Annotated in this window: 16 protein-coding genes; 10 read left to right on the top strand and 6 right to left on the bottom strand. The window is 62.9% G+C overall.

Annotated elements, in window-relative coordinates; genetic code table 11:
- The first annotated feature begins 362 nt into the window (after positions 1-362).
- Both NIM87_RS03790 and NIM87_RS03785 read left to right on the top strand, forming a co-directional pair.
- The gene (locus NIM87_RS03790) at positions 363-1,547 is read left to right on the top strand and encodes a Ppx/GppA phosphatase family protein (protein WP_254673273.1); all 1,185 of its coding nucleotides are present in this window, start codon (positions 363-365) and stop codon (positions 1,545-1,547) included.
- On the top strand, positions 1,537-2,262 hold the full coding sequence (locus tag NIM87_RS03785; protein ID WP_254673272.1) for an RlmE family RNA methyltransferase: 726 nt from the start codon (positions 1,537-1,539) through the stop codon (positions 2,260-2,262). The genes NIM87_RS03790 and NIM87_RS03785 overlap by 11 nt, the downstream gene beginning before the upstream one ends.
- 21 nt (positions 2,263-2,283) lie before the next feature.
- Here the strand turns inward: NIM87_RS03785 and NIM87_RS03780 are convergent, their stop codons facing one another.
- The 3 genes from NIM87_RS03780 to NIM87_RS03770 form a co-directional block, all read right to left on the bottom strand.
- Entirely contained in the window at positions 2,284-3,669 is a 1,386-nt protein-coding gene (locus NIM87_RS03780; protein WP_254673271.1) for an MFS transporter, read from the bottom strand.
- Positions 3,670-3,696: 27 nt separating this feature from the next.
- The gene (locus NIM87_RS03775; RefSeq protein WP_415061113.1) at positions 3,697-5,085 is read right to left on the bottom strand and encodes an MFS transporter; all 1,389 of its coding nucleotides are present in this window, start codon (positions 5,083-5,085) and stop codon (positions 3,697-3,699) included.
- A gap of 107 nt (positions 5,086-5,192) precedes the next feature.
- Positions 5,193-5,723, bottom strand: coding sequence for a hypothetical protein (locus tag NIM87_RS03770; RefSeq protein ID WP_254673270.1), 531 nt, complete (start codon positions 5,721-5,723; stop codon positions 5,193-5,195).
- 164 nt (positions 5,724-5,887) lie between these two features.
- On the opposite strand from NIM87_RS03770, the gene guaB reads away from it, so the two are divergent.
- The 8 genes from guaB (at position 5,888) to NIM87_RS03730 (ending at position 15,869) form a co-directional block, all read left to right on the top strand.
- Positions 5,888-7,390 (top strand): IMP dehydrogenase, encoded by a 1,503-nt coding sequence (guaB, locus tag NIM87_RS03765; RefSeq protein WP_254673269.1) that lies wholly within the window; start codon positions 5,888-5,890, stop codon positions 7,388-7,390.
- Between the two features lie 668 nt (positions 7,391-8,058).
- Positions 8,059-8,493 carry an MAPEG family protein gene (locus NIM87_RS03760; RefSeq protein WP_254673268.1) on the top strand — a complete coding sequence of 145 codons (435 nt, stop codon included), beginning with the start codon at positions 8,059-8,061 and terminating at the stop codon, positions 8,491-8,493.
- A gap of 3 nt (positions 8,494-8,496) precedes the next feature.
- Positions 8,497-9,783: an RsmB/NOP family class I SAM-dependent RNA methyltransferase gene (locus NIM87_RS03755; protein WP_254673267.1), complete on the top strand. Its 1,287-nt coding sequence runs from the start codon at positions 8,497-8,499 to the stop codon at positions 9,781-9,783.
- A 187-nt stretch (positions 9,784-9,970) separates the two neighbouring features.
- Entirely contained in the window at positions 9,971-10,453 is a 483-nt protein-coding gene (locus tag NIM87_RS03750; RefSeq protein ID WP_254673266.1) for a TspO/MBR family protein, read from the top strand.
- Between the two features lie 93 nt (positions 10,454-10,546).
- Positions 10,547-12,118 (top strand): glutamine-hydrolyzing GMP synthase, encoded by a 1,572-nt coding sequence (gene guaA / locus NIM87_RS03745; protein WP_254673265.1) that lies wholly within the window; start codon positions 10,547-10,549, stop codon positions 12,116-12,118.
- A gap of 136 nt (positions 12,119-12,254) precedes the next feature.
- Positions 12,255-13,010 (top strand): tetratricopeptide repeat protein, encoded by a 756-nt coding sequence (locus NIM87_RS03740; protein ID WP_254673264.1) that lies wholly within the window; start codon positions 12,255-12,257, stop codon positions 13,008-13,010.
- Positions 13,011-13,035: 25 nt separating this feature from the next.
- Positions 13,036-14,487, top strand: a complete 1,452-nt coding sequence (gene der / locus NIM87_RS03735; RefSeq protein WP_254673263.1) for a ribosome biogenesis GTPase Der — start codon at positions 13,036-13,038, stop codon at positions 14,485-14,487.
- A gap of 104 nt (positions 14,488-14,591) precedes the next feature.
- Positions 14,592-15,869 (top strand): hemolysin family protein, encoded by a 1,278-nt coding sequence (locus tag NIM87_RS03730; RefSeq protein ID WP_269467844.1) that lies wholly within the window; start codon positions 14,592-14,594, stop codon positions 15,867-15,869.
- Here NIM87_RS03730 and NIM87_RS03725 read toward each other — a convergent pair.
- Genes NIM87_RS03725 through purF form a run of 3 tightly spaced genes read right to left on the bottom strand, consistent with a single transcriptional unit; the run spans position 15,866 to position 18,686 of the window.
- The gene (locus tag NIM87_RS03725; RefSeq protein WP_254673262.1) at positions 15,866-16,459 is read right to left on the bottom strand and encodes a GNAT family N-acetyltransferase; all 594 of its coding nucleotides are present in this window, start codon (positions 16,457-16,459) and stop codon (positions 15,866-15,868) included. The genes NIM87_RS03730 and NIM87_RS03725 overlap by 4 nt on opposite strands.
- A gap of 2 nt (positions 16,460-16,461) precedes the next feature.
- Positions 16,462-17,196, bottom strand: a complete 735-nt coding sequence (locus tag NIM87_RS03720) for an SDR family NAD(P)-dependent oxidoreductase (RefSeq protein WP_254673261.1) — start codon at positions 17,194-17,196, stop codon at positions 16,462-16,464.
- The gene (gene purF, locus NIM87_RS03715) at positions 17,196-18,686 is read right to left on the bottom strand and encodes an amidophosphoribosyltransferase (protein WP_332017504.1); all 1,491 of its coding nucleotides are present in this window, start codon (positions 18,684-18,686) and stop codon (positions 17,196-17,198) included. Before purF ends, NIM87_RS03720 begins: the two co-directional genes overlap by 1 nt.
- Positions 18,687-18,747: the final 61 nt, after the last annotated feature.

Here is an 18,747-nt window from a genome sequence, read left to right as displayed (position 1 = left end):
GGAGTGTGCTGCCAGGAAATGTGTCTTTCCACATTTCCGGTTCGGCAGCGCGACCAAAAGGGAGTGTGCTGCCAGGAAATGTGTCTTTCCACATTTCCGGTTCGGCAGGGCAACCAGGAGGGGTGCGCTGCCAGGAAATGTGTCAGGATCTTGCTTCCGGCTGAGTGGGGCCGTCCACAGGGGCTTTATAGGCGGAAGAGGGCGGCGCACTTCAGTGTCCGGCATCGCCCGTCTCCCGGCTGACATCCTATCCATTGCGCTCTCGGCCCCCTTGCTCTACCGTCGTTCTCGACAACGCAACATGATGTGCGTTCGGGCGCGGCCGGTTATCGGGCATTGCGACCGCGCACGAAGGAGCCCTCGTGACCGATTCTATTCGGTCCGCCGCTGCCTCGGCCCTCGTGGACGAGGCAGGGACCGGTGCGCCTTCCGGCTCTGACCGGAAGGAGCGGGTCGGCACAATGCCGCCCGAAACCGCGCCGGATCAGCGGACGCATGCCGCCCCCCATCCGCGCCGCGGGCGTGGCCCGCTTTATGCCGCGCTGGACCTGGGCACCAATAATTGCCGCCTGCTGATCGCCCGCCCGCATGATCGGGGCTTTCGTGTGCTCGATGGCTTCACCCGCATTGTCCGCTTGGGCGAGGGGGTCTCGGTGACCGGGCGGCTTGGCGATGCGGCCATGGACCGAACCATGGAGGCGCTGCGCCAGTGCCGCAACAAGCTGCGCGACCACCAGCCCACCCGCATGCGCCTGATCGCCACCGAGGCCTGCCGCGCCGCCGAAAACGGACCGGCCTTTCTCGAGCGCGTGAAGAACGAAATCGGCCTTGATCTCGAAATCGTCGATCGCCGCACCGAGGCCGAACTGGCCGTCACCGGCTGTGCCGATCTCATTGATGGCGAAGCGCAGGGCGCGTTGATGTTCGACATCGGCGGCGGCTCGTCGGAACTGGCCTGGCTCGATTTCCGCGGCGGGCGCCCGCGCGCCCAGGGGCGCATGTCGGCCTCGATTCGCTCCTGGCAATCGCTGCCAGTGGGCGTTGTCTCGATTGCCGAAAAGTTCGGCGGCATCGATGTTACCCATGAGGTCTTCGAGGCCATGGTGGAGTTTGTCGCCTCGCACCTGCGCCAGTTTCGGGGCCGGGAAAAGCTGCGGCAGATGATTGGCACCCACCCCGTGCACCTGATCGGCACCTCCGGCACCGTGACCACCCTGGCAGGCCTGCACCTGGGGTTGGAACGCTACGAGCGGCAAAAGGTCGACGGACTGTGGATGCGGCGTGACCAGGTGGACGAAACCATGCGTGCGCTGCTCGGCATGCCGTTCGAGCGCCGTGTCGCCCATCCTTGCATCGGCAAGGATCGTGCTGATCTGGTGCTGCCCGGCTGCGCCATTTTCGAAGCCATTCGCCGTGAATGGCCGACCGAGCGCGTGCGCGTTGCCGATCGTGGCCTGCGCGAAGGTATTCTGATTTCGCTGATGGACGCCGACCGCGCCCAGAAGCGCCCCAACCGCTATCCGAGGAGGCAGGGCAATGGCCAATAGCAAGGCGCTGGGGACAGGCGGCCGCAAGTCCGACAAGGATCTCAAAATCCGGGTCAAGACCGCCAAGGGGCGCAAGGTTGCCTCGACCAAATGGCTCGAACGCCAGCTCAATGATCCCTATGTGGCGCGCGCCCGCGCCGAAGGCTATCGCTCCCGCGCTGCCTTCAAGATCAAGGAGATGGACGAGAAGCACAAGTTCTTCAAAAAGGGCATGCGCGTCGTCGATCTGGGCGCGGCGCCGGGCGGCTGGTCGCAGGTGGCGGCCCAGGCCGTTGGCTCCACCATCGCCAACCCGCTGGTGGTCGGCATCGATTATCTCGACATGGATCCCGTCCCCGGCGTCATCCTGTTCAAGAAGGATTTTACCGAGGACGATGCGCCGCAGATGCTGATTGAAGCCATGGGCGGCCATGGCGTCGACGTGGTGATGAGTGACATGGCCTGGCCCACCACCGGCCATCGCCCAACCGACCACTTGCGCATCGTGCATCTGATCGAGATTGCCGCCGAATTCGCCATTCAGGTGCTCAATCCGGGCGGCGTCTTCATCGCCAAGGTGTTCCAGGGCGGCACCGAGCACGAGCTGCTCCATATGCTCAAGCGGCACTTCAAGACCACGATCCACGTCAAGCCACCCTCGAGCCGCAAAGATTCGGCCGAGGCCTACCTCGTCGCCAAAGGGTTCAATGGCGGGCGGTCGGCCGAAGGGGAGTAGTGTCGAGGCGCGCCCGCGCCCTCAATGCACATGCGGCCCGCCGGTCAATTGATGGCCGGCGTTGCGTGGCAGGCGCAGGTAAAGCAGGCTCGACAGGAACCCCACCGCCGCCACAACGAAAAACGCCGTGTGGAAATCGGCGAGGGACAGTTCGTGGCCGCCGCGTATCCGGTGCGCCAGCTCCAGCGTGCCGCCGCCCAGGGCCACGCCCATGGCGAACATCAGCTGGCCCCACACCTGGCTCATCACATTGGCCTGGCCGGCATCCTTGTCCTCCACATCGGCGAAGGTGAAGGCGTTCTGCCCGGTCCAGAAAGTTGATTGCCAGAAGCCGGTGAACACCAGCACGGCCAGAATCAGCGGAATGGGCGTTGCGGGATCATAGAACCCCATCACCAGAATGCCGGCCGTGCCGATGGCGGTCGAGATGACGAGCGGATATTTGAATCCCCAGTTGGCAAAGATCCAGTTGGCGACAAACTTGGCCGCCAGCGCGCCGATGGCGCCCGCAAAGGTCACCATGCCGCTTTCAAAGGGCGTCAGCCCGAAGGAGAGCTGCAGCATCAGCGGAAACAGAAACGGCGTCGCGCCCTGGCCCAGGCGGAAAAACGTGCCCGCAGCGATATTGATGCGGAAATTGCGCACCTTGAGGAGGCGCAGCTCAAGCAGCGGGAATTCGGTGGCGAGCGCGTGCCTGGTATAGGCATAGCCCAGCACCAGGCCTGCGGCCGCGGCGATGAAGCCATAGATCGGGGGCAGGGCGGGCAGGCTGACGACAGAGCAGCCAAAGGCAAACAGCGCAAAGGCCAGCCCGGCCAGCACGAAACCCTTGCCATCGATATTGCGCGGGCGATTGCGCTGTTCATTGGGCAGCGCCAGGCCAACCAGGGCAATGCCCAACAGGCCAATCGGCACATTGATGATGAAGATCCAGTGCCAGGAAAAATACGTGGTGAGAAAACCGCCAAAGGGCGGGCCGACAATCGGGCCGATCAGCGCCGGAATGGTCAGCCAGGCCATGGCGTCCACCAGCCTGTGGCGCGGGGTCATCCGCACCAGCACCAGCCGCGCCACCGGACCCATCATGGCGCCGCCCATCCCCTGGACGAAGCGCGCACCGACAAATTGCGCCAGTGAGCTTGAAAAAGCGCAGGCGATTGATCCGATCAGGAACACCAGCATGGCGATGCGGAACACGCGCCTTGCGCCGAATCGGTCAGCCATCCAGCTCGAAATCGGGATGAAAATGGCCAGCGCCACGAGATAGGCAGTCAGCGCCAGCTTCAGCGAAATCGGATCGGTCCCGATATCGGCAGCGATGGCCGCCAGCGAGGTGGCGATGACCGTTGAGTCCATGTTTTCCATGAACAGCGCGGTGGCGAGAATAAGGGGCGTTGCGCGGGACACTATACTTGTCGACCCGGATCGGGTCGCTCACTCCTTGGCGATGGCACGGTGGCCGGAAACATTGCTGCCGGCATCGTGTGGAAGACGGAAATAGATAAGACCAGCCAGCGCGCTCATGCCGCCGACTGTAAAAAACGCAATCTGGAAATTGAGCAGGGTCAGGTGACCACCGCTGAATATGCTTGTGGTTTCAAGGATGGCGCCGGCCACGGCCACGCCGAAGGCCACGGACAATTGCTGGCCCACGGCGACGATGGCGGTGGCCTGGCTGGCTTCTTCATCGGAAATATCGGCATAGCCAATGGCATTGGTGCCGGTGAAGAACATCGAGCGCAAGATGCCGCCAACGATCAGCACGGTCATCATCACCGGCACCGAAGTCTCGGCCGTGAACAGCCCCTGCGCCGCGATGAGCAGACCACCAAACAGCGCCGCAAAACCAAGAACTCTGGGAAAGCCGAAGCGTGCAAACACCCGCTCGGCAATGAACTTGCTGCCAATGGCGCCAATCGCCGACACGAAGGTTATGGCGCCGGATTGGAACGGGTTGAGGCCAAAACCCAGTTGCAGCATCAGCGGTAGCAGGAACGGCACGGCGCCCACGCCGATGCGAAACAACGATCCGCCGGTGATGGCCGAGCGGAACAGCGGATGGCGCAGGAGTTTGAGGTCGAGCAGCGGATATGCCGTCTTGCGCGCATGCAGAATGTAGAGCAGCGCCGCCGTCATGCCCACGGCGAGCGTCAGATAACCATAGATGATCGGCAGGGCCGGCAGGCTGATCACCGACAACCCGAAAACCAGGCCCGAAAATGCAGTCGCCGCAATGAAGAACCCCACGAGATCGACCGGTCTTGGCGTTCGCTCGTCCGGCACATTGAGGTAAATGCTGGACAGAATAACCCCGGCAATACCGATTGGAATGTTGATCCAGAAAATCCAGTGCCAGCTGAGATAGGTGGTGAGGAACCCGCCGATCAGCGGGCCGGTCACCGGGGCCACCAGCGCCGGCACAGTCAGCCAGGCCATCGCCGCCACCAATTCATTGCGGGGCGTCGACCGCACCAGCAGCAGGCGCCCCACCGGCGTCATCATCGATGAGCCTATCCCTTGGAAAAAGCGAGAAGCCACAAAGGTTTCCAGCGAGTAGGAGAAGGCACAGGCCAGCGAGCCGAGCATGAACACGAAGATCGCCAGACGGAAAATGTTCTTGGCGCCAAAGCGGTCGGCCATCCACCCGCTGATCGGAATGAAAATGGCCAGCGCCACGAAATAGGCTGTCAGCGCGAGTTTGAGTGCAATCGGCTCGGTGCCGATGTCGGCCGCGATGGCGGGCAGGGATGTAGCAATGACAGTCGAATCCATCTGTTCCATGAACAGGGCGACCGCCAGAATGAGCGGAGTAACGCGGATCAAGGCAATGACCGGGTAAATGAAAAAACCGCGAACGCGGTTGGAGGACTATGGGCCGCCGTTGCCGGTCCGCATAGTGCAAAAATGCTCATCCTTTGGGCGAAACCAGTTCACCACTGCGTCAGCAGTCCCTTGCACAGTTTGCCATCAGCAGGGTGCAGCAGGAACTGCTTGTCATCCAGGCCGGGCTCGAGCGAAAAGCTTGAGCCCTCGCCACTGCTCGCGCATTCCCCCTCCACCCGGATAAAGCCATAGGCTTCCAGGTCTGCCAGCAGCGATCCGTCCGGGCGCAGGCGGATTTGTATCCCGCCCCCGTCACACTCCACGCCACAGTTCACCCTGCCATCATCATTGGTCCGGCACGCGCCGCCGGTTTCGCCTCGTCGTCCGTCGCGCAGGGTCACATCCATGCCGAAATAGTGCATGCCGGGGTCAGTGTCGTCATAGGCGGCAAAGTTCAGCGAAAGGGTCATCGCGGCGACCTGCTGGTCGGGGTGGGCCGCCAGATGCGGCGCATCATAGATGCGCTGCCAGCAGGCTGCGGCGCCTGTCTCGGCCGGCACCAAATCGGTCAGTTCATCGGCGACAACCGCGCCGCTTGCCAATATCAACAGGCCCGCCACAACACGTTTCCGGCTCATCAGCGCCTCCCTGCCATGCGTGCTGATCATGGCGCAAATCGGGGCACTAGGCAAAGCCAGCCTTGGGTGCTATTGACCCTCGCCAACCTGAACCCGGCGAGTCCACCGGCCCGGTTCACACTCCAACATCTCTGATTTGATCAGAAGGCAGGAAGGGTCTGGCCTTGGCGAAGATTATTACCACTATCACCGGCGATGCGGCGCTCACCTTTGACGACGTGCTGCTGCAGCCGGCGCGCTCCGATATCCTGCCCACCGAAACTGACATTTCCACCTATGTTACCAAGGACATAGCGCTCAAGCTGCCCATCCTGTCCTCGGCCATGGATACCGTCACCGAGGCCAATATGGCCATTGCCATGGCCCAGGCCGGCGGCATGGGCGTCATCCACAAGAACCTCACCGCCACTGAGCAGGCCGAGCAGGTCCGCATGGTCAAGTCGTTTGAAAGCGGCATGGTGGTCAATCCCATCACCATCGGCCCCGACGCGACTCTGGCCGATGCGTTGGCCCTGATGCAGCAGAGCCGCATTTCCGGCATTCCCGTGGTTGAAAACGGCGGCTCCGGCGGTCGGGCCATTGGCAAGCTGGTGGGCATTCTCACCAACCGCGATGTGCGCTTTGCCTCCAATCCCAATCAGCCCATCTCCGAGCTGATGACCCGCGAAAACCTCATCACCGTGCGCGATGGCGTTTCCAAGGAGGAGGCCAAGGTCCTGCTCCATCGCCACCGCATCGAAAAGCTGCTGGTGGTGGATGCCGACTATCGTTGCATCGGCCTGATCACTGTCAAAGACATCGAAAAGGCCCAGCTGCACCCCAATGCCGTCAAGGACGAGCAGGGGCGCCTGCGCGTTGCCGCCGCCTCCACCGTCGGTGATGCCGGCTTCGAGCGTTCGCTGGCCCTGATCGACGCCGGAGTTGATCTCCTCGTCATCGACACCGCCCATGGCCACTCCGTGCGGGTTGCCGAAGCGGTCGAGCGGGTCAAACGCGAGAGCAATTCCACCCGCATCGTCGCCGGCAATGTCGCCACCGCCGAGGCCACGCGCGCGCTCATCGATGCGGGCGCCGACGCGGTCAAGGTCGGTATCGGCCCCGGCTCCATCTGCACCACCCGCATCGTTGCTGGCGTTGGCGTGCCGCAACTGGCCGCCGTCATGGGCTGCGCTGAAGAGGCCAGCAAGTCAGGCGTGCCGGTCATTGCCGATGGCGGTATCAAATTCTCCGGCGACATGGCCAAGGCCCTCGCGGGTGGCGCCTCCTGCGTCATGGTCGGCTCGCTCCTGGCGGGCACCGACGAAGCGCCGGGCGAAGTGTTCCTCTATCAGGGGCGCTCCTACAAATCCTATCGCGGCATGGGCTCGGTGGGCGCCATGGGCGCCGGTTCCGCCGACCGCTATTTCCAGCAGGACGTGCGCGACCAGATGAAGCTGGTGCCCGAGGGCATCGAGGGCCAGGTGCCCTACAAGGGCCCCGTCAACGCCGTGCTGCATCAGCTCGCCGGGGGCCTGCGCGCCTCCATGGGCTATACTGGCGCCCACACGTTGCAGGACTTCCGCGACAACTCGGTGTTCGTGAAGATCTCCGGCGCCGCCCTCAGCGAAAGCCACGTCCACGACGTGACCATCACTCGCGAAGCCCCGAACTACCGCAGCGGGCGGTAGAAAGCCGTGCCACCTCCCCCTTCGACGGGGGAGGCGGCGTCGCCAGGCCCAAAGGGCCGTAGCAGAGCTGGAAGGGGTGCTCGCGCACTGGGTCCATGTCCCCACCGGCCTGACTCTCGTCCCTGCGCTCCTCCCCCTATCAGGGGGAGGTAGTGAAGCTTGGCCTTCAGGCCATAGGGAAACTGGGTGGGGGTATCCTCTGCAACAAAAATGCCCTCGGAGATAAATTTTATCCCCGCACCCCAAACCTCTCCCATACTCCCTCCATCCCCACCGGCAACACGCGGTGCCGACGAAGCATCGGGTGGGGAGACGGGCCGCACGGTGTCGATCGGGCGGGGGCGTGTATGCTGACCACCGGCCGCTCAACCGAAGCGACTGGCGACAGGCGGCGATGGATGTCTAAAAACATCCGGGCCAAAGGTCTGCGCCGACAGCCCAGGGGATGAGCACCTGCAAGGGGGCCGCTCGATGCATGCGTCACAAATCCCGATCGTGGGAAGCGGCTTTCGCCTCTTCTTTACGAATACCTTCGGGGCGAAAGCCGCTTTTCACCGTGTAGTCAAACCTGCGGGCTCCCGAGCCGCGCAGCAATTTGGCACGTCCGCAAAACCGATTCTGCTACAAGCCGTTACTGAAAAACCGCGATTCTCTGCTGGAGCTTCATTGTGCCCCTTCTCGACAAGCTGCTGATCCTTGCCATGGCTCTTCAGGCCTTCCTCGCCATGGGTCTCGTCTTCTGGCTCGGGTTCGAGCGGGTCCCTCGCATCGCTCGTGGCGAAATCAAGATCGCGGATATTGCCGTCGAACGCACCGCCTACCCCTTAAAGGCACGCTTGCTCTCCAACAGCTTCGACAATCAGTTTCAACTGCCGGTCCTGTTTTTCATCGGCACCATTCTGCTACTGCTCACTCATGCCGCTGACTGGTTCAGTGTCGCTCTCGCCGTTCTCTTCGTGGCCCTTCGCTACCTGCACGCGGCCATTCACGTCACCACCAATCGCGTCTATCGGCGCTTTGTCGTCTATACAGCCGGCCTTGCGGTCCTGGCCCTGTTCTGGCTATGGCTCGTCTTCCGAATTCTCATGCTCCCGAGTGCCTGACCCATGCGTCTCCCCGGCCGTCTTGCCGCCGCCATTGAAGTTCTGACCGACGTTGAGACGCGCCACCGTCCCGTCTCGGAAGCGCTCAAGGCCTGGGGCATCAACAACCGCTTCGCCGGGGCAGGGGATCGGGCGGCCATTGGCAATCTCGTTTACGACGCCCTGCGCAAGCGGGCCTCCCACGCAGCCGCAATGGGCAGCGATAGCCCCCGCGCACTTGTCTTGGCCGTCGCCATGCGCGATTGGGGCGAGACACCCGAAGCGCTCAACGCCGCCTTTGCCGACGACAGCCACGCGCCCGAAGCCTTGAGCGAAGCCGAAGTCGCCGGCGCCACCGCGGACCTGTCCAAGGCCCCGCCAGTGGCCCAATCCGATTTCCCCCAATGGCTGGTGCCCTCGCTGGAGCGCGCCTTCGGTGCCGACTGGATTGCCGAGGGCGCGGCCATGGCGGGGCGCCCCTCGCTCGACCTGCGCGCCAATGCTCTCAAGGCCGGGCCGGAAAAGGTAGTGAAATCGCTGGCCCGCTTCGCGCCGCAGCCCACCACCATCGCCCCTTTTGGCATCACCATGCCGGCCGGTCCACGCGACGCACGCACCCCCAATGTCACGACGGACGAGGGCTATCAGAAGGGCTGGTTTGAGGTGCAGGACCAAGGCAGCCAGATCGTTGCGGCCCTCGCCGGCGCGCGCGAAGGCGAGCAGGTGCTGGACCTCTGCGCCGGGGCAGGGGGCAAGACGCTGGCGCTCGCCGCCACCATGGGCAACAAGGGGCAGATCTTTGCCTATGACAGCGACCGCTCCCGCCTGGCGCCGATCTATGACCGCCTCAAGCGCAACGGCGTCCGCAATGCGCAGGTCCGCGCGCCCAATGACGGCGCCCTCGATGATCTGATCGGCAAAATGGACCGCGTCGTTGTCGATGCACCGTGCACCGGCACGGGAACCTGGCGCCGCCGCCCCGACACCAAGTGGAAACTGACGCCGGAATTGCTGGCGCAGCGCCAGTCCGAGCAGGCAGCGCTTTTGGTAGAAGCGGCACGCTATGTGAAGCCGGGCGGCACGCTGGTCTATATCACCTGTTCCATTCTCCCCGAGGAGAACGACGATCAGACCGCCGCCTTCCTCGCCGCCAATTCAGGGTTCCAGACCATCGACATGGCCAGGGCCTGGCGCCAGGCCCTGATCACCGACCTGCCCGAAGGCCTCGCAACAAATGGCGGCGGCATCTGCCTCACCCCGCGCCGAACCAACACGGATGGCTTCTACTGCCACCTGCTGCGCAAGGCCTGACAAGCCCCCGCCTCTCCCCGAGGGGAAGATGAACAGGAAGTGCGCCGGTCTTATTCTTCTCCCCCTCGGGGAGAAGGTGGCGCGCAGCCCCAGATGAGGGGCACGCCAGTTGTAACCTTGCATGCAAGGTGAACCGCCGGCCCATTCCCTACGTTCTCTCAATAGAACCTCTGTTTGAGAGACCAATATGTCCGCTACCACCACCGATTATCGCTCACCCGCCCCCTGGATCGCCCTGGCCGTGTTCCTCGTCCTGGTCATCGGCGTGGGCGCCCTGATCGGCACGCAGTCCGCCCCCGGCGCCTGGTACGAGAGCCTCACCAAGCCGCCGCTCAATCCGCCCAATTGGGTGTTCGGCCCAGTCTGGTTCGCGCTCTATGTGATGATTGCCGTCGCCGGCTGGCGCATATGGGTCGCCGCGCCGCACTCTGCGGCAATGAAATTCTGGGGCGCTCAGATGCTGCTCAACTGGGCCTGGTCGCCGGTCTGGTTCCTGGCCCAGATGCCCTGGGCGGCCTTCGCCATTCTGGTCGCCATGTGGCTGTCGATTGCCGGATTTATCCTCGCCTCGCGCCAGCACGATAACATCGCGCCATGGTTGTTCGTGCCCTATATCGCCTGGGTCAGTTTTGCCGGTTATCTCAACCTGTCCATCGCGCTTCTCAACTGAGGGCGTAGGCGCTGGCAAGCCCTGCTCGCGCTGCATGGCCCATCCCGTAACGCCATGCTTGCACAATCGCTTTGGCGAGGCTAAAGCCTCGCCATGCAGCACCCAGACACCGCCCCCCGCAACGATACCATCCTCATCGTCGATTTCGGCTCGCAGGTTACGCAGCTGATTGCCCGGCGCATTCGTGAGACGGGGGTCTATTGCGAAATCCACCCCTTCCAGTCCGCAGGTGCGGCCATGGCGGAGTTGAATCCCAAGGGTGTGGTGCTCTCGGGTAGCCCCGCCTCAACTCTGGACGAGAACGCGCCGACCATCGATCAGTCGATCCTTGATGCCAATGTGCCGATTCTCGGGATCTGCTATGGCCAGCAGGCGCTCTGCATGGCCCTTGGTGGCAAGGTCGAGGCCGGCCATCACCGCGAATTTGGTCGTGCCGAAGTTACGGTACACAAGGCCAACAGCCTTTCTGATGGCACCTGGGATATCGGCTCCGACCATCAGGTCTGGATGAGCCACGGCGATCGCGTCGTAGCCCTGCCCGAAGGGTTCGAGGTCGTCGGCACCTCGGCCAATGCGCCCTTTGCCATGATCGCCAACGAGGCGCGCCGCATCTGGGCCGTGCAGTTCCACCCTGAAGTGGTGCACACCCCCGATGGCGCCAAGCTCTACGCCAATTTCGTCCACAAGATCTGCGGCATCGCCAGCAATTGGACCATGTCGGCCTATCGCCAGAAAATGGTCGAGAAGATCCGCGAGCAGGTCGGCACCGGCAAGGTCATCTGCGGCCTCTCCGGCGGCGTTGATTCCTCCGTTGCCGCCGTCCTGATCCACGAGGCCATTGGTGACCAGCTCACCTGCATCTATGTCGACCACGGCCTGATGCGCCTCAATGAGAGCGAACAGGTCGTCACCATGTTCCGCGATCAGTTCAATATCCCGCTGGTCCATGTCGATGCCGAAAAGCAGTTCATCGGCGAACTTGAAGGCCAGGTCGATCCCGAGACCAAGCGCAAGATCATCGGCCGTCTGTTCATCGAAGTGTTCGAGGAGGAAGCCAAGAAGCTCGGCGGCGCCGAATTCCTGGCCCAGGGCACGCTTTACCCCGACGTTATCGAAAGCGTCTCCTTCACCGGCGGCCCTTCGGTCACCATCAAGAGCCATCACAATGTTGGCGGTCTGCCCGAGCGCATGAATATGCAGCTCGTCGAGCCGCTGCGCGAGCTGTTCAAGGATGAAGTCCGGGCGCTGGGCCGCGAATTGGGCATTCCCGAAAGCTTTATCGGCCGCCACCCCTTCCCGGGGCCGGGCCTCGCCATCCGCTGCCCCGGCGGGATTACGCCTGAAAAGCTCGACATCTTGCGCCAGGCCGACGCGATCTATCTCGATGAGATCCGCAAGTCGGGTCAATACGACAAGATCTGGCAGGCCTTCGCCGTTTTGCTGCCGGTCCAGACCGTCGGCGTCATGGGCGACGGCCGCACCTATGAATTCGTCTGCGCCCTGCGCGCCGTCACCTCCGTCGATGGCATGACCGCGGACTTCTACCAGTTCGACATGAACTTCCTCGGCAAGACCGCCACCCGCATCATCAACGAAGTGCGCGGCATCAACCGGGTGGTCTATGACGTGACGAGCAAGCCGCCCGGGACGATCGAGTGGGAGTAATCCCCACCATCGCGTTTCACGCTAGACTTGTGCTCGCAGGAACTTGTCGGGCCACGAACAGGCAGTCCAGCTAGTTTGCAATCCTGGGGGCGCATGATAATGCTCCCCCACTTTTATATTCGAGCCTAGGCTGGCCATGTCCAACGAGAACATCTTCAACGAAATCGACGAGGAACTGCGCTCCGACCGGATGCGCGCCTTGTGGCGTCGTTTTGCCCCCTTTGTCATTGGTGGCGCCATCGCCATTGTGGCCCTGGTGGCGGTCAATGAGGGTTGGTCCTGGTACACCAACAGCCAGTCCGCTGCGGCCTCCGAACAGCTCTATGCGGCGCTGGACGCTGCCGAAAGCGACAATCTGGCCGATGCACAGGCCCAGCTCGATGCGCTGGCCGCCAATGGCTCGGGCGGTTACCCGGTGCTGGCCGAGTTCCGCAAGGCGGCGTTGCTGGCTGAGCAGGGCGATAGTGCAGGGGCCGTGGCCGCCTATGACGCACTGGCCAATAATCAGTCCAACCAGCGCCTGCGCGAACTGGCGCTGCTGCTGGCCGGCAATATTCTGGTCGACGCCGGATCGCTCAGCGATGTCGAGGCGCGGGTCGCAACGCTTGCCACCGACGATTCCCAGATGCGCCGTGTCGCCCGCGAATTGCTGGGCCTGGCTCAATACAAGGCCGGCGACTTCGCGGCCGCCGAGGCAAGCTTTGAGGCCGTGATCAACGACCCGCTGGCCCAGTCCGGCATTCGCAACCGCATGGCCTATTATCTGGCGCAGATGTTGGCGGAAGGCTCGGTCACGGCCGAGGACCCTGCGGAAGCTGCCGCCCAATCCATTGACGCGATTGTTCAGGGCGACGCCCCGGCCGATGTCGCTGTCGAGCCCGCAGCCGAATAATCGGCTGCCTTTCAGGGGATACCGTATGACGGTCACCGTTGCCATTGTCGGCCGTCCCAATGTCGGCAAATCGACCCTTTTCAACCGTCTTGTCGGTCGCAAGATCGCGCTGGTCGATGACACGCCGGGCGTCACCCGCGACCGTCGTGAGGCCGAGGGGCATATTGCCGATCTGACGTTCAAGATCCTTGATACCGCCGGTTACGAGGACGTGACCGACGGTAGCCTCGAAGACCGTATGCGCCAGCAGACCGAGCTGGCCATCCGTGATGCCGACGTGATCCTGTTCATGATCGATGCTCGGGCGGGTGTGGTGCCGCTCGACCAGCGCTTTGCCCAGGTGCTGCGCAAGGCCGGCAAGCAGGTTCACCTCGTCGGCAACAAGGCCGAAAGCAAGTCCGCCGAACACGGTTTGGTGGAAGCCTTCAAGCTCGGCTTTGGCGAACCTATCGCGCTGTCCGCCGAGCACGGCCTGGGCCTGTCCGAACTTTATTCCATCGTCTCTGCCGCCATCGACAAGGCCGAAGAGCGCAAGGCGGAATTGGAAGCGGCCGGCGCTGAAATCGCCGACGATCTCGACATTATGCCCGAGGTCGATGTCGACATTACCCCCGATATGCTGGAAGGCGAGGGCGACGACGCGACGCTGCGCTGGAATCCGCGCCGCTACCTCAACGTCGCCATTGTGGGGCGCCCCAATGCCGGCAAATCCACCCTGGTCAACCGCATGGTCGGTGAAGACCGCGTGCTCGTGGGCCCCGAGGCCGGCATCACCCGCGACAGCATTCTCGTACCCTGGGAATGGGAAGGCCGCACCATCAACTTGGTGGATACGGCCGGTATCCGACGTCGCTCCCGCGTGACCGGTAAACTCGAAAAGCTGGCCGTGGGCGACAGCCTGCGCTCCATACAATACGCCGAAGTCGTCGTTTTGATGCTCGACGCCACTGTCCCGTTCGAAAAACAGGATCTGGCCCTGGCCGATTTGGTCGAGCGCGAAGGCCGTGCCATGGTCATCGCACTCAACAAGTGGGATCTGATCGAGGACAAGAACAAGGCCCTGTCTGAACTGCGCGAAGAGTGTGAACGGCTGCTGCCGCAACTGCGCGGCGTGCCGCTGGTGACCATCTCTGGTCTCACCGGGCGCAATATCGACAAGCTCATGGAAGCCATCTTCACCATTGAGCGGAGCTGGAATTCGCACGTTTCCACCTCCCGGCTCAATCGCTGGCTGGCTGGCATGATCGAGGGGCATCCGCCTCCGGCCGTCTCTGGCCGTCGCCTCAAGATGCGCTACATGACGCAGGCCAAGACCCGGCCGCCGAGCTTCATCATCTTTGCCTCACGCCCCGATGTGGTCCCGGCCTCATATCAGCGCTATCTGGTCAACGGCATGCGCGAAGCCTTTGATATGAAGGGCACACCAATCCGCCTGTGGCTGCGGGGCGGCAAGAACCCCTACGTCGACAAGAAGTAGCCGCCTCGGCGACCAGAATTCTATTCACGCCACGCCCGCTTGCCCTATAGTGGGCGTGTCGTAACACCCCGCCATTGGTCGCGGCGTGCCAATAGTGCTCTGTTTTGCTTACAGAAATTCTCATTGTCGTCGTTCTGGTTCTGGTGAACGGCGCTCTGGCCATGTCCGAACTGGCCGTTGTTTCATCCCGCTCCGCCCGCTTGAAAGTCCTGGCCGATCAGGGTGACAAGGGCGCAGCCACGGCCATGCGACTTGCCGAGGAACCGGGCAAATTTCTGTCTTCGGTGCAGATCGGCATTACCCTCGTGGGCATTCTTTCGGGCGCTTTTTCCGGCGCCACGCTCGGCCTGCGCCTCACCGCCTGGCTTGAGCAGGTCGGCGTGCCGGACAACATTGCTGACATCGCCGGCGTTGGCGTCGTGGTGGTTCTGATCACTTATGGCTCATTGATTCTGGGCGAACTGGTGCCCAAGCAGATCGCGCTGCGTAACCCCGAAGCCGTGGCCGCACGCGTAGCCCAGCCCATGGCGATCCTTGCCCGCATCGGCACGCCGGTCGTCTGGCTGCTCGATATTTCCGGTCAACTGGTCCTGCGCCTGCTTGGGCAGAGCGGTGCTTCAGAAAACTCCGTGACCGAGGAGGAGGTCCGCACCATCATTGCCGAGGCGACAAATGCGGGAATTTTCGAAACCGAAGAACATTCCATGATCGCAGGTGTCATGCGCCTCGCCGACCGGTCGGCGCGCGGCATCATGACCCCGCGTCTCGACGTCGTGACTATCGACCTTGAGGACAGCTACGAAGACAATCTCAAGATCATGCTCGAGACCACGCACACCAAGGTGCTGGTACAAGAACATGATGCCGACTCTATCCTTGGTGTGCTGGCGCTTTCCGACCTGCTGCCGAGCTTGGCAGCAGGACGGCAGCCGGATCTCCGGTCACTGGTGAAGCAAATGCCGGTGGTGATGGAGCATGCCGACGCGCTCGACGTGGTCGAGACCATGCGCCAGGCGCGGGCGCAGATGGCCTTGGTCGTAGACGAATACGGTCACTTCGAAGGCATCGTCACCTATGGCGATGTGCTCGAAGTGATCACCGGCATTTATAACGAGGGTCCAGGCGACGAGCCGGCGCTGACCCAGCGCAAGGATGGCTCATGGCTAGTCGCCGGCTGGATGCCGGTGCACGACTTCAGCGAGCGCTTCAATATCGATATTCCCAAGGACGCCCGATACGAGACGCTTGCGGGTTATGTCCTGTCGCATGTCAACCACATGCCGGTTGTCGGTGAAAGCTTCGAGAGTGATGGCCTGCGTTTCGAGGTTGTGGACCTTGATGGTCACCGCATCGACAAGGTGCTGGTCGCGCCTGTTTCCTAAAGGCGCATCCCGAACCAGACGACGCCCGGTTCTTTGCGCCACGGTGTGAAGCCGGAGCGGGTCCAGAACGCGATGCCGCCGGTATTGCTGGCGCTCGCCCCCAGATGGATGCCCGAGACGCCATTGGCCTTGGCCTGTGCGATCCAGAGATCGAGGAGGCGAGTCCCGACGCGCTGCCCCCGCAGGCGCGGCAAGAGGTTCATGTGGATGTGGGCGGGATAGCTGGCCACGAGGTCCGCTGGCGGATGGCCGGGCTTCATGATGCTGTCGACCCGCTGCTGATCGGCAGCGGTCAGGCCGGCGGCACCTGCATAGCGCTGGCGCAAGGCCGGCCACCATTCGTGCTCCAGCCGGTCTATGAAGGCGCTGGTGTCATAGGTGCCCACCACATAGCCCGCGACGCCCTCGTCATCTTCAGCCACGAAGACATTGCCTGGCTCAAGCACACCATAGGGCGCCGAGTAGATGTGGCCGACCAGCTGCGGATCATTGTGCAGCGCAGTTGCATCCTTGCCCGCGTCCGCCGTCTGCAGGCAGATGGCATAAAGCGCATCGAGATCGGCAGGGGCGTAGGGGCGGAGGGTGAGCACGCTCAGATGTCTTCAAAAACGCCGGTGCCCACGTCGAACAGACGACCATTCTCGGCCAGCGCGGGGCTGAGCAGGTCGATCAGCTTGGGCGCGACTTCGGTCGGTGTGGGCAGCGTGTTGGGGTCCTCACCCGGCATGGCCTTGGCGCGCATGGCGGTGCGGACAACGCCCGGGTAGAAAACATTGGCGCGGACCTTGGTGGTCTCGATTTCGCCGGCATAGGATTTGACCAGCGCGTCGAGGGCTGCCTTGCTGGCGGCATACAGTCCCCAGAACGGGCGTGCCGAGCGGGCGGCACCGGAAGACACGAAGACGGCACGCCCCGCGTCTGACTGGCGCAGTAAAAGGTCGAGCGAGCGGAGCAGGCGATAATTGGCAGTCACATTGACCGCCAGCACCTTGTCGAAATCGTCGGGCTTGATGTGGGCGACCGGGCTCAAAACGCCCAATTGCCCGGCATTGGCAACCAGGCCGTCGAGATGTCCCCAGCGCTCGAAGATCGCCGCGCCGAGACGGTCGATGGCATCTCCATCGCGCAGGTCGAGCGGCACAAGCGTCGTTGATCCGCCAATCGCCTGAATGGCGTCGTCGAGCTCTTCGAGGCCGCCCACCGTGCGTGCCACCGCAATCACATGGGCGCCGCGCTGCGCAGCTTCGATGCCGGCAGCATAGCCAATGCCGCGCGAGGCGCCGGTGATCAGGACGACCTTGCCGGCCAGTTCAGAATTGTCGGTCATTAACCCGCTTCCTTGAGCAGCGAAACCTGCTTGGGGTCGGTCATGGTCCGGCCGTGCAGATCGGTCAACTGCGTCGGATAGTCGCCCGTAAAATAGTGGTCGGTAAACTGCGGGGCCTTGGGATCGCGTTTCTTGCCGCCCACGGCCTGGTACAGCCCGTCGATGGAGAGGAACTGCAGCGAATCCGCCCCTATATAGCGGCACATGGCGTCGATATCGCCATATTGATTGGCCAGCAGCTTGTCGGGGTCGGGCGTGTCGATGCCGTAATAGTCCGAATGGAAAATCATCGGGCTGGCGACACGGATATGCACTTCGGTCGCGCCGGCATCGCGGATCATCTGGATGATCTTGATCGAGGTGGTGCCGCGCACGATGGAATCATCGATCAGCACCACACGCTTGCCCGCGATTTCAGCGCGATTGGCCGAATGCTTGAGGCGTACGCCAAAGGCGCGTATGGACTGCGTGGGCTCAATGAACGTGCGGCCCACATAGTGGTTGCGGATAATGCCCAATTCGAAGGGAATGCCGCTCTGCTGGGCAAAGCCGATTGCAGCCGGGGTGCCGCCGTCGGGAACAGGCACCACCACATCAGCCTCGACCGGCGCCTCTTTGGCGAGATTGATGCCCATGTTCTTGCGCGCGGTATAAACACTGCGGCCCGAAACGGAGCTGTCGGGGCGGGCGAAATAGACATATTCGAACAGACACGGCCGCTCCGGTACGGGGCGGGCGGGTTTGCGCGCATCAATTGTGATCGAGCCATCGGGCTGAAGCTCGCAAATGATGACTTCGCCGTTCTCGACGTCGCGGACATATTTGGCGCCGACAATGTCGAGGGCGCAGGTTTCCGAACAAAAGATCGGCTTGCCATCAAGGTCACCCATCACCAGCGGACGAATACCCACCGGGTCGCGCGCTGCAATCAGCTTGGTGCGCGTCATGGCCAACATGGCATAGCCGCCTTCCATCTGTCGGATGGCGTCGATGAAACGGTCCGTGCTCGATGAGTGGCGCGAGCGGGCGATCAGATGCAACACCACTTCGCTGTCCGAGGTCGACTGGCAGATGGCGCCGGTCGCGATGATCTGGCGGCGCAACGTCAAGCCATTGGTGAAGTTGCCATTGTGGGCAATGGCGATGCCGCCCACTTCCAACTCGGCGAACAGCGGCTGCACGTTGCGCAGCGCCACTTCGCCGGTTGTGGAATAGCGGGTGTGACCAATGGCAATGCTGCCGGGGAGCTTCGCCAGGACAGCCGGATCGGTATAGTGGTCGCCCACCAGGCCCATGCGCTTTTCCTGGTAGAACTGGCGCCCATCGAAGCTGACGATACCCGCCGCTTCCTGGCCGCGGTGCTGCAGGGCGTGCAGCCCGAGCGCGGTCAGGGTCGAGGCATCGTCGTGCCCCAAAATGCCGAACACGCCACACTCTTCGTGCAGCGTGTCTCCATTGAGATCGAAATCGTCATCGTTCCAATGGGTCACCAGGCTCTCCATGCGAAAAACAGGTCGCTTGCCAATAGCGCAATTTGCTGCCGGTCACCAA

Origin of the sequence: Devosia ureilytica, assembly GCF_024273195.1 — a bacterium.
GTDB classification, from domain to species: domain Bacteria; phylum Pseudomonadota; class Alphaproteobacteria; order Rhizobiales; family Devosiaceae; genus Devosia; species Devosia ureilytica.
This window is presented reverse-complemented; position numbering and strand designations above follow the sequence as displayed.

Coding starts and splice junctions, on each gene's coding strand:
- NIM87_RS03750 (WP_254673266.1), top strand. CDS start 9,971: ATGTCCGCTACCACCACCGATTATCGCTCACCCGCCCCCTGGATCGCC.
- der (WP_254673263.1), top strand. CDS start 13,036: ATGACGGTCACCGTTGCCATTGTCGGCCGTCCCAATGTCGGCAAATCG.
- NIM87_RS03785 (WP_254673272.1), top strand. CDS start 1,537: ATGGCCAATAGCAAGGCGCTGGGGACAGGCGGCCGCAAGTCCGACAAG.
- NIM87_RS03770 (WP_254673270.1), bottom strand. CDS start 5,723: ATGAGCCGGAAACGTGTTGTGGCGGGCCTGTTGATATTGGCAAGCGGC.
- NIM87_RS03755 (WP_254673267.1), top strand. CDS start 8,497: ATGCGTCTCCCCGGCCGTCTTGCCGCCGCCATTGAAGTTCTGACCGAC.
- guaA (WP_254673265.1), top strand. CDS start 10,547: ATGCAGCACCCAGACACCGCCCCCCGCAACGATACCATCCTCATCGTC.
- NIM87_RS03740 (WP_254673264.1), top strand. CDS start 12,255: ATGTCCAACGAGAACATCTTCAACGAAATCGACGAGGAACTGCGCTCC.
- NIM87_RS03720 (WP_254673261.1), bottom strand. CDS start 17,196: ATGACCGACAATTCTGAACTGGCCGGCAAGGTCGTCCTGATCACCGGC.